Below are 9,465 nucleotides of genomic sequence, written 5' to 3' on the forward strand. Positions count from 1 at the left end.
GACGAGGACTGAGCATGGATTTCGATCCCACCGAGGAACAGGTGGCGGTGCGGGAACTGACCGCCACAGTGGTTGCATCGCGAGATTCGACTGCCCCGAAATGGCCGGACACAGAGCTGTGGTCCGCGCTCGCCAGCGCGAGCTTGCTGGGTATCGCACTGCCCGAGGACGTGGGAGGTAGCGGTCTGGGTCTCGTCGAATTCGGATGCGTCCTCACCGAATGCGGTCGAGGACTCGCCCGGGTACCCGTGTTGTTCTCCACTGTCGCAGCGCTTGCGATCGACCGCTTCGGCTCCGAGGCGCAACGCCGCGCGTGGTTGCCCGGCGTGGTAGACGGCTCGCGGATACTGACCGTCGGGATCGACGCCGCGGAGCGCACTGCTCGCCCCGCCGCGAGCCGCGATGGCGAGGGCTGGACTCTCAACGGTGTGCTGTCGTCCGTCCCGTGGGCGGAGCAGGCCGACCGGATCCTCTTTGCTGCGGACACGGCAGACGGCCCGGTCCTGGTGCTTGTCGATCCGCGGGCCGACGGCGTAGAGACGACCGCGCAGGACACCACCAACGGAGAGCCCGCAGCCACGGTAACCCTCACCGGGGTCGCGGTGGCATCCGACGACGTTGTCGTCGACGCCGATCGGGACCATTTTGCGTTGCAGTGGGTGTGGCAACGTATTGTCGCGGGATCCTCGGCCATGTTGCTCGGTGTGTGTGAGGGCGCGCTTCATCTGACCGCGAACTACACGAACGAGCGCGAGCAGTTCGGGCGTGTGATCGCGACGTTCCAAGCGGTCAAGGTCCATGCGGGTGAGGCGTTCATCGACACGGAGGCGATCCGGGTGACGACGCTGCAAGCTCTGTGGCGACTCGACCGTGGATTGTCGGCCGAGCGAGAGATTTCCATCGCGAAGTTCTGGGCGTCGGAGGGCTCTGCCCGCGTCACCGGTACTGCGCAGCGACTGCACGGCGGAATCGGGGTTGCTCTGGACTACCCGGTCCACCGGTATCTGTTGTGGGCCAAGAACACCGAACTTCGACTCGGTTCTGCTCAATGGCATCTGGGCCGACTCGGCGAGTTGCTCGGTTCAGCGTCGTGAGCGTCGGAGCGCTCGATGGTCTGCGTGTCGTCGAACTTGCCACCGGCATTGCCGCGCCCTTCGCGGCGCGACTGCTCGCCGATCTGGGAGCCGATGTCGTCAAGGTCGAAGGCCCCGAGGGGGATCCCCTGCGGAGGGAGGGCCCCTTCGCTCCCACCGACCCGAAACACGTCGATGGCGGCCTGTTCGGATACGTCTCGGCGAACAAACGCGGGATCGTGGTCGACCCGTCCGAGACCGAGCGGATCGGGAACCTCGTCGCAGGCGCCGACATCCTGGTGGAGAACTTCGGACCGGGTGGACTCGAGGTCCGAGGACTAGCGCCGGAACTGCTGCGCAAGAACAATCCCGGTCTGGTGATTGCGCGTCTGTCGAACTTCGGCCAGGACGGTCCCGACGCGCACCTACCTGCAACAGACCTGACGCTGCAGGCTCGTGCGGGCTGGGTCGCCGCCCGCGGAGGGTACTCCTCGGCACCTACCAAAGTCGGTGGCGCCTACCTGGACTTCATTGCGGGCACCTATTTGGCAGTGGGGATCCTCACCGCGGTCGAGACTGCCCGGAGCACCGGCCGCGGAAGCGATGTGGACACCTCGCTGCTCGAATGTGCGCACTCGGCCACGTCGTTTCCGGTGCTCACCAACGGAGTTCTGGCGAGGATGGGCCGAGGCCCCAACAGTCCCGGCCATGTGCTCCTCGGGGTCAAACCGTGCGCCGACGGCTGGGTCGGCATCAACGTCCTCACCGGACAGCAGTGGCGCGACGTGTGCCTCCTCGTCGGCGCGGAGGAATACGCCGACAAGCAGGACGAACTGCGTACCGGTGGGCCGGACCGCGCGGACTTCGAAGCCCGTGTCGATGCCTGGCTTGCGGACCAGCGCGCCGAGGACGTCGTCGAACTGTGCCAGGCCTTGCGTATCCCGGCTGTCCCGGTGCACGACGGTGCATCCATCGTGCGAAGCGCGCAGTGGACCGAACGCGGGTTCTTCACCCGTGCCGCCTCCCGGAACGGGGAATTCCTTCACCCATCTTTTCCGTGGCGACTGTCCGGCAGCCCCGCACAGTGGCACCGGCCCGCGCCGCGACTGGGGGAGCACACCGACGAGGTGCTCGTGGCGCCCTGGCCACGTCGCCTGCCGCCCGCAGTCACACCGGGTGCCGATCCACAGCGCCCGCTGGCAGGACTGCGGGTCCTGGACCTGGGCACATTCTGGGCCGGCGGCGCGTGTGGCACGTACCTCGGTGCAATGGGCGCCGATGTCGTCAAGATCGAATCCCTGCAGCGGCCGGACGGTTTCCGATTCAACATGTCCGGGCCCGCGCTCGGCCCCCGATGGTACGAGTTCGGTCGCTTCCGAGCGGTCAACCTCAACAAACGGTCACTCACACTGGACCTCACCCGTGACGAGGGTCGGGAACTGCTCGAGCAACTCCTCGCCTCCGCGGACGTCCTCCTGGAGAACTATTCGGCGCGCGTGATCGAGACACTCGGCTTCGGCTGGGACCGCGTTCGCGACATCAACCCGAACATCGTCATGGTTCGCATGCCGGGGTACGGCCTCGAAGGACCCTGGCGCGACTACGTCGGCTGGGGCAACGCGTTCGAACAGGTATCCGGGCAGTCGTATGTCAGTGGTCCTCCTGACGGGAAACCGCAGACTCCCGGCGGTTATACGGACCCGCTCGTCGCGATGCACGGCGTGGTCGCGACGCTCGCCGCCCTGGAACATCGGCGTCGAGGTGGCGGTGGACAATTGGTCGAGGTATGCCAGATCGAGGTCGGAGCAACTGCGTGCCCGGAACCGGTCATTCACCATTCGATGACAGGGGAGATTCGGCATCGCGTCGGAAATCGGAGCGTCTCGGCTGCGCCGCAGGGCGTGTACCCCACAACCGACGGCTGGATCGCCCTATCGGTGCGCGACAACGCAGAGTGGAACGCACTGCTCGAGGCGCTCGGCCCGGACCGCTTCGGGGATCCGGACTTCGCCACACCGGAAGGCCGTCATGCAGCACATGATCGGCTCGACGCTCTGTTGGCCGACACCACATCGCTGCATGAAGTGGCCTACCTGACGAAACTTCTGTCGAACAACGGCGTTCCCGCAGCCAAGGTCGCCGGCAGCAGTGATTATCTGCAGGACCCCCAACTGTCGCATCGGAAGTACTACGAAACCTTCGACCACGATGACGCCGGCCCCGACTGGTACCAGGGCTGGCCCATGAGATTCTCCGTCGGACCCGAGCGCTTCCACCGCAGCGGTACGCCCACGCTCGGGCGGCACAATCGGGAAATTCTCGGCGGTGAACTCGGACTCGACGACGACGAACTGGCAGCACTCGAGCAGAACGGAATCATCGGAACCGTGCCCACGGAACTGCAACTGTCCCCTTCCGGATCGGCGGAGAAGCGATGACCGGACAGGTCGGGACGGATGCTGCGGTCAGCAAGGGCGGGAACGAATTCGAAACCCTCGTCGCCGAGTTCCGTCGGATGCATGCTGCCCTGTGCGCCGCGGCCCCGGACCGGGAATTGATGGCGACGCTGCAGCGCGAGTTCCGTGATGCCGCGGATCGACTCGAGTCCTCCCGGCAGCTGGTGGAGGATGATCGTGCGTCTCGTCGGATAGGGATGAGCTCGCGTGGCCATCCCACCCTGGTGCCGTTCGATGTCGAATACCTCGACGAGCACACCTTCCGCGCTACCGTCGAGTTCAGCGACGTACACCTCGGAGGCAACGGTGCGGTTCACGGCGGTATGATACCGCTGCTGTTCGATGACTTTCTCGGTATGTTCGTTAGCGAGAAGGGGCAACCACACTCGCGCACAGCCTTTCTGAAGGTCAACTACCGCAAGATCACCCCTGTCTACAGGCCACTGCTGGTGGAAGGGACAATCGATCGGATAGAGGGCCGCAAGACCTGGGTATCCGGCCGCTTGTACCACGGCCCCGATGTGACGGCCGATGCCGAAGCTCTGTTCGTCCGATTGCTTCCAGGTCAGCCGTAACCCATTCCGCCGCACGACTTGCGGATGTCGGTCTTCAGAACGCGACGAGAAAAGGAGAGCCTGTGGTGTCAATGCAATTCGGCGTCTTCGTACCCCAGTTCCGGATCGATGTCAGTGGCATGCGGGCTCGTGCAGTTGCTGCCGAACACGCCGGATTCGATTCCTTCTGGCTTATGGATCATCTCTACTCGCCCGGAGGAAGGCCTACGGACAGCCTCGAAAGCTGGACATTGCTGACCATGCTCGCCGGTGCCACCTCCACGATCCGACTCGGTCATCTTGTGGGCTGCAACCCGCTTCGTCATCCTGCACTGCTGTCGAAGATGGCGGCAACTGTCGACAACATCAGTGGAGGGCGACTCGACCTGGGACTCGGGTGGGGGTCGGTCGAGGCGGAATTCGACATGTTCGGCATCCCGGTGGGATCAGGTCGTGAACGCGCGGAGGCCTTGGGGGAGACCATCGAGATCTTCCGGAAGATGTGCAACGGGGAACCGTTCGACTACGACGGCCGCCATTTTCGGCTTCGTGGCGCGTACGGATTACCGGCCCCAGTGCAAAGCCGCATTCCGATCCATATCGGCGGTGGTGGGAAGCAACTGACGATGCCGCTTGTGGCGGAACACGCCGACTGGTGGAACTGTCTGGGGAGTGCCCGGCACCGGATCGACGAGTTGGCGCCACTGCGCGGGCAGGCACGGATCTCTGCGCAGTACGCAGTGGGGTTCGCGCAGAGTAGGGAGCAGATTCCGGACGTGGCGGCCGCGACGGCACGTCGGATGCCTGACCAGAGTTGGGGTGCACCACTTGTAGGAACAGCGGATATGCTGATCGACCAGTTGAACGAGGAACGTCAGCGCGGTGTGGAACTGTTCGTTCTCCGGTTCCACGACTTCGCCGCACCGGAGACTCTCGAACGGTTCGGTCGCGACGTGATCACAAAGTTGTCGTGAATCGCCTTGGCCGGTGAGGGTTCTTCCCTGCCGCCCCCGAAATCAGGAGACTCGAATGTCGGAAACTTTGAAGGATAGGCGCATCATCGTCACCGGAGGCGCGAGCGGGATGGGTGAGGGGCTCGTCCGGGGACTCCCCGGTCTCGGCGCCGACGTCGTGTCGCTCGACGTCTCCGAACGGGAAGGGCGTGAGATCGCTGAGGCGAGCAAGGCGGGGTTCGTGCAATGCGATGTTGCGGACCAGGGCTCGGTCGAGGCAGCTCTCACTCGAGCGGTTGAGATCCTGGGCGGCCTCGATGTGCTGATTCACGCTGCGGGTATCGCTCCGGGAGGAGCGGCCGAGGACATTCCCCTCGACACGTGGAATCGGGTCATGAGCATCAATGCGACGGGCACGTTTCTTACGAATCAGGCGGCCTTTCGCCACCTGAAGGACAATGGCGGGCAGGTAATCAACTTTGCATCCGCCGCGGGCGTCCAGGGTTTGAAGAACAAGGCTGCATACTCGGCGAGCAAGGGTGCAGTAGTCGCCTGGACCCGCACTGCGGCTCAGGAGTGGGGCAAGTACGGCATCACGGTCAACGCTATTGCCCCTGCCATCTGGACCCCCATGTACGACAAGACCCGCGCAGCGATGACATCGGAGCAGGTGGCAGCCCACGACGCCCACATGGCCACCGCGGTACCGCTTGGAGGAAAGCTCGGTGACGTCGAGAAGGACTTCGTCCCGGTACTTGCCTTCCTATCGAGCCCAGGAGCCCGGTTCATGACGGGCCAGGTGTTCCCCGTCGATGGCGGTACCTTGATGATGCGGTAAATCGAAACTGCGGGCGGACTCAATGAATTCGGACACACCCTAGCCGACCTGATCCACACCCGTCGCACCCGGAATATCCCGTTACGGTGCCATCGGACCAGTAGGTGGTGATCGGTCCCAATTCCATTTGGTAGTCCGCGAAGTAGGGGTTCCACGGGCCGCATCCGGGACCGGTTCTCGACAGTAGACTCGACATGCATGTCGACGAAGGTCGGAGCAGGATCGGTGTATCCGCAATACGCAGGGTCCACGAAATATTGAAGACCGAGAGCGCGGTTTTCGCGCGACGGAAGTTAACCGCCGACTGCGGTGATCGTCGACTACATTGAAGCTCACCGTTCTCGTTTCGGCGTCGACCCGATCTGTGCCGTGCTCACCGAACACGGCATCAGCATCGCCCCGTCCACCTACTACAGGCCAAGGCGCGCGGACGCATCTCCGTAGCGCAACTGGCCGATTCCTACGCCGCGAACGCCGTCCACACGGTGTTCGTCACCAACAAGCGTGTCTACGGTGCCCGCAAACTCTGATCGGCCCAGGGATTTCGGACGGTGGACCCGCTTAGAACAGGGGCCTACTGAAATGAGTCCGACCAGCATGAGCAGATCACGGCGATCCTTCTCGGCAGAGTTCAAGGACGAACTGTGCCGCGAGGTGATCGACTCGTCGAAACCGGTCAGTGAAGTCGCCAAGGCGTACGGGGTCGGCGACGACAGTCTGCGGCGGTGGCTTAGCAAGTATCGTGAGACACACGGCGGCGGCCCGGCGAGCGAACTGACGCTGACCGAGCGTGCTCGTCTGGCGCAGCTCGAACGCGAGAATCGGGAACTGCGGGCCGAGGCAGCCTTCTTGAAAAAAGGTGTGCCACGAACATGGGAGGTCGCATGACGTAGGACATGCGGACGATCGTGGTGTTGCGTGAATGATGAAGGAGTTGTGGCCCTTCGGAGTCGCCAGTCGGGTGGGAGGCTTCAAACCACCTCATGCTGCGTTGGCTGAAGACCGTCGTGGTGAGCGATGAGGAAAAGGCGCTGGTAGAAGCGTCAGGCGGGGATCAGGAAGACGAACGCGAGTGAATCGCTGACGACGTGTCGAAATGGATGAGACGACATCGAAACCGGAGCTTCTTTTTGGCGCCGGGATGAATCTGGCGGGTGTCCCGACTTCTGGCCAGGTGGTGTCCGGCATGGAGGCGACGTGATCCTGATCTGCGGCGTTCCCGCGGAACGTGGGAAGGCACGCCCCGATACTGCGCTCGCTTCGGCGAGGCGAGAGGGAGCGCGGCGAGCAGCAGAAACTGTGAGCCGCTGAGTACCGAGGCGGGGTGTGCCGGCGGACCGGTTCGTAGTAGTGGTGAAGCACCTGTAACGGGTGTGGAGCGAAGGGGCCGGACCATCCGGGTTGGTGAAGCAGTCAACCGGCAGTGACCGGGAGGAGCTGGATGAAGCAATCGAAATCGCTGGGAAAACCGTTCGAGATATCGAAATGGGCCGTGGCAGAGGCGTATCGTAGGGTCAAGGCCAACAAGGGTGCCGCCGGGGTCGATGGGCAATCCGTCGAGGAGCTCGAAGCCGACCTGAAGGACAACCTCTACAAGGTGTGGAATCGGATGTCGTCGGGGACATATTTTCCGCCGCCTGTTCGGGCGGTGGAGATCCCGAAGGCCGGTGGCGGTGTTCGAGTGTTGGGTGTGCCGACGGTCGCGGACAGGGTCGCGCAGACGGTGGTGGCCATGGAGTTGGAGGATCGGGTGGAGCCGCTGTTCCATCCGGACTCGTACGGATATCGCCCGAAGCGGTCGGCGTTGGATGCGGTTGCGGCATGTCGTACGCGGTGTTTCGAGAAAGAGTGGGTGCTCGATCTGGACACCCGCAAGTTTCTTCGACACCGTTGATCACGAACTGATGATCACAGCGGTCCGGGCGAACACCGACCAGGAGTGGGTGGTGTTGTATGTGCGGCGGTGGCTGTCGGCTCCGCTGCAACGTCCGGACGGGACGCTCGAGGAGCGGGATCGGGGGACGCCGCAGGGGTCCGCGGTCTCGCCGATTTTGGCGAACCTGTTCATGCACTACGCGTTCGATATGTGGATGGCCCGGAAGTTCCCGGACATCGGATTCGAACGGTATGTGGATGACGCGGTGATCCATTGTGTCAGTGAGCGGCAGGCGGTCATGATCAGGACCGCGATCGGGGAGCGTTTCGCCGAGGTGGGGTTGGAGCTGCATCCGGACAAGACGAAAATCGTCTACTGCCGGGACGAGAACAGGCGGACGCTCGACTACGAGCACACCTCGTTCACGTTTCTCGGCTACGAATTCCGGATGCGGTCGGCGCGCAACAAACGCGGGGAGTTGTTCACCTCGTTTCTGCCTGCCATCAGCCGCGATGCGGAGAAGCGCATCAACCGGGAGGTCCGCAGATGGCGCCTGCACCGACACACGGACTGGACTCTGGGCCGGATCGTGCGATGGATCAATCCCATCGTGCGGGGCTGGTTGCAGTATTACGGCCGGTTCTACCGGATGAAACTGTATGCGCTGTGCAAACGCATCAACACCTACTTGGTGCGGTGGGCTCGTAAGAAGTATCGGCGGTTACACGGGTTCAAGAAGGTCAATTCCTGGTGGAAAGCGGTGGGGGAGCGTCATCCTCGATTGTTTGCTCACTGGGGGTATACCCGTGGTTTCATGGCGACTGGATGGTAGGAGCCGTGTGACGGGAGACTGTCACGCACGGTTCTGTGAGAGCCCGGGGGTGCGATTCCCCCGGGCCACTCGACCCTCGGCGTACTTCGCCGCTCACCATCAACGGTAGAGAAGTATGCGTTGATGGCCGCGGAGTGCGCCGGCACAGCGATCACCCGGATGGCATCCCTGATGGGTGTCTCGGTCTCGGGATACTACAAGCACGTAAAATCGATGACAGCAACGCAATTGAATCCTGCACGGCAACGTCGAGAAGAGTTGGCGGTGCGAATCGAGTCGATCCACAAGGACTCCCACGGGGTATACGGATCACCGCGGATCACTGCCGAACTGCGTGCACGGGGCGAGCGTGTGAGCACGAAAACCGTCGCGAAAGTGATGGCGCAGCGCGGTCTGGTCGGGATCAGCCCGCGCACTTTCGCGCCGCCGACCACGATCGTCGACCCGTTCGCGACGTTCCCGCCGGATCTGGTCCAACGGATCTTCGATCAGGGCCGCACCGATGCGGTGTAGACATCCGATATCACCTACCTGACCTGCGGTGAAGGTGACATGTACCTGTGCGTGATCAAAGACGAGCACTCCAAACGGGCGTTGGGGTGGGCGGTCGCCGATCATATGCGCACCGAGTTGGTGACCGCGGCGGTCGAGATGGCCGTCAGGACACGACGCGGTCGGGTGGCGGGCACAATTATGCACTCGGACAGAGGTTCTCAGTACACCGCCGCGGTGATGGCCCGGGTCTGCGATCGGCACGGTCTGCTGCGGTCGATGGGCCGGACCGGGGTGTGCCTGTTGACCGGCTAATCCACCAGATCGTTACCCACAGATCGACACGCCGACGCCGGAAATGCTTGACCACCATCGACGACAGCGTTACACC

8 protein-coding genes and 2 pseudogenes are annotated in these 9,465 nt (G+C 63.4%); all 10 read left to right on the forward strand.

The genetic code is table 11. The features are described from left to right. The first annotated feature begins 14 nt into the window (after positions 1-14). The 10 genes and pseudogenes from EV641_RS13025 to EV641_RS13060 all read left to right on the forward strand — a co-directional run bounded on the left by EV641_RS13025 (position 15) and on the right by EV641_RS13060 (position 9,095). The gene (locus EV641_RS13025) at positions 15-1,094 is read left to right on the forward strand and encodes an acyl-CoA dehydrogenase family protein (protein ID WP_132472134.1); all 1,080 of its coding nucleotides are present in this window, start codon (positions 15-17) and stop codon (positions 1,092-1,094) included. Beyond that, the gene (locus EV641_RS13030) at positions 1,091-3,511 is read left to right on the forward strand and encodes a CoA transferase (protein WP_158289165.1); all 2,421 of its coding nucleotides are present in this window, start codon (positions 1,091-1,093) and stop codon (positions 3,509-3,511) included. The genes EV641_RS13025 and EV641_RS13030 overlap by 4 nt, the downstream gene beginning before the upstream one ends. Then, positions 3,508-4,104, forward strand: coding sequence for a PaaI family thioesterase (locus EV641_RS13035; RefSeq protein ID WP_132472136.1), 597 nt, complete (start codon positions 3,508-3,510; stop codon positions 4,102-4,104). The genes EV641_RS13030 and EV641_RS13035 overlap by 4 nt, the downstream gene beginning before the upstream one ends. Before the next feature lie 71 nt (positions 4,105-4,175). Continuing rightward, complete coding sequence (locus EV641_RS13040) at positions 4,176-5,057, forward strand: LLM class flavin-dependent oxidoreductase (RefSeq protein WP_132472187.1); 882 nt, start codon at positions 4,176-4,178, stop codon at positions 5,055-5,057. A 55-nt stretch (positions 5,058-5,112) separates the two neighbouring features. After that, positions 5,113-5,874, forward strand: coding sequence for an SDR family NAD(P)-dependent oxidoreductase (locus EV641_RS13045; protein ID WP_132472137.1), 762 nt, complete (start codon positions 5,113-5,115; stop codon positions 5,872-5,874). Positions 5,875-6,104: 230 nt separating this feature from the next. Beyond that, positions 6,105-6,401: pseudogene (locus tag EV641_RS29775) on the forward strand (IS3 family transposase); the annotation flags it as partial. 70 nt (positions 6,402-6,471) lie between these two features. Beyond that, positions 6,472-6,732, forward strand: a pseudogene (locus EV641_RS13050) (transposase); the annotation flags it as partial. A gap of 583 nt (positions 6,733-7,315) precedes the next feature. Beyond that, entirely contained in the window at positions 7,316-7,768 is a 453-nt protein-coding gene (locus tag EV641_RS30140; RefSeq protein WP_277874495.1) for a reverse transcriptase domain-containing protein, read from the forward strand. A gap of 10 nt (positions 7,769-7,778) precedes the next feature. Then, complete coding sequence (locus EV641_RS30145) at positions 7,779-8,582, forward strand: reverse transcriptase domain-containing protein (protein ID WP_277874496.1); 804 nt, start codon at positions 7,779-7,781, stop codon at positions 8,580-8,582. Positions 8,583-8,705: 123 nt separating this feature from the next. Then, complete coding sequence (locus EV641_RS13060; RefSeq protein WP_132472139.1) at positions 8,706-9,095, forward strand: IS3 family transposase; 390 nt, start codon at positions 8,706-8,708, stop codon at positions 9,093-9,095. Positions 9,096-9,465 lie beyond the last annotated feature (370 nt).

It is taken from the genome of Rhodococcus sp. SMB37 (assembly GCF_004345605.1).
Classification (GTDB): Bacteria; Actinomycetota; Actinomycetes; order Mycobacteriales; family Mycobacteriaceae; genus Rhodococcus.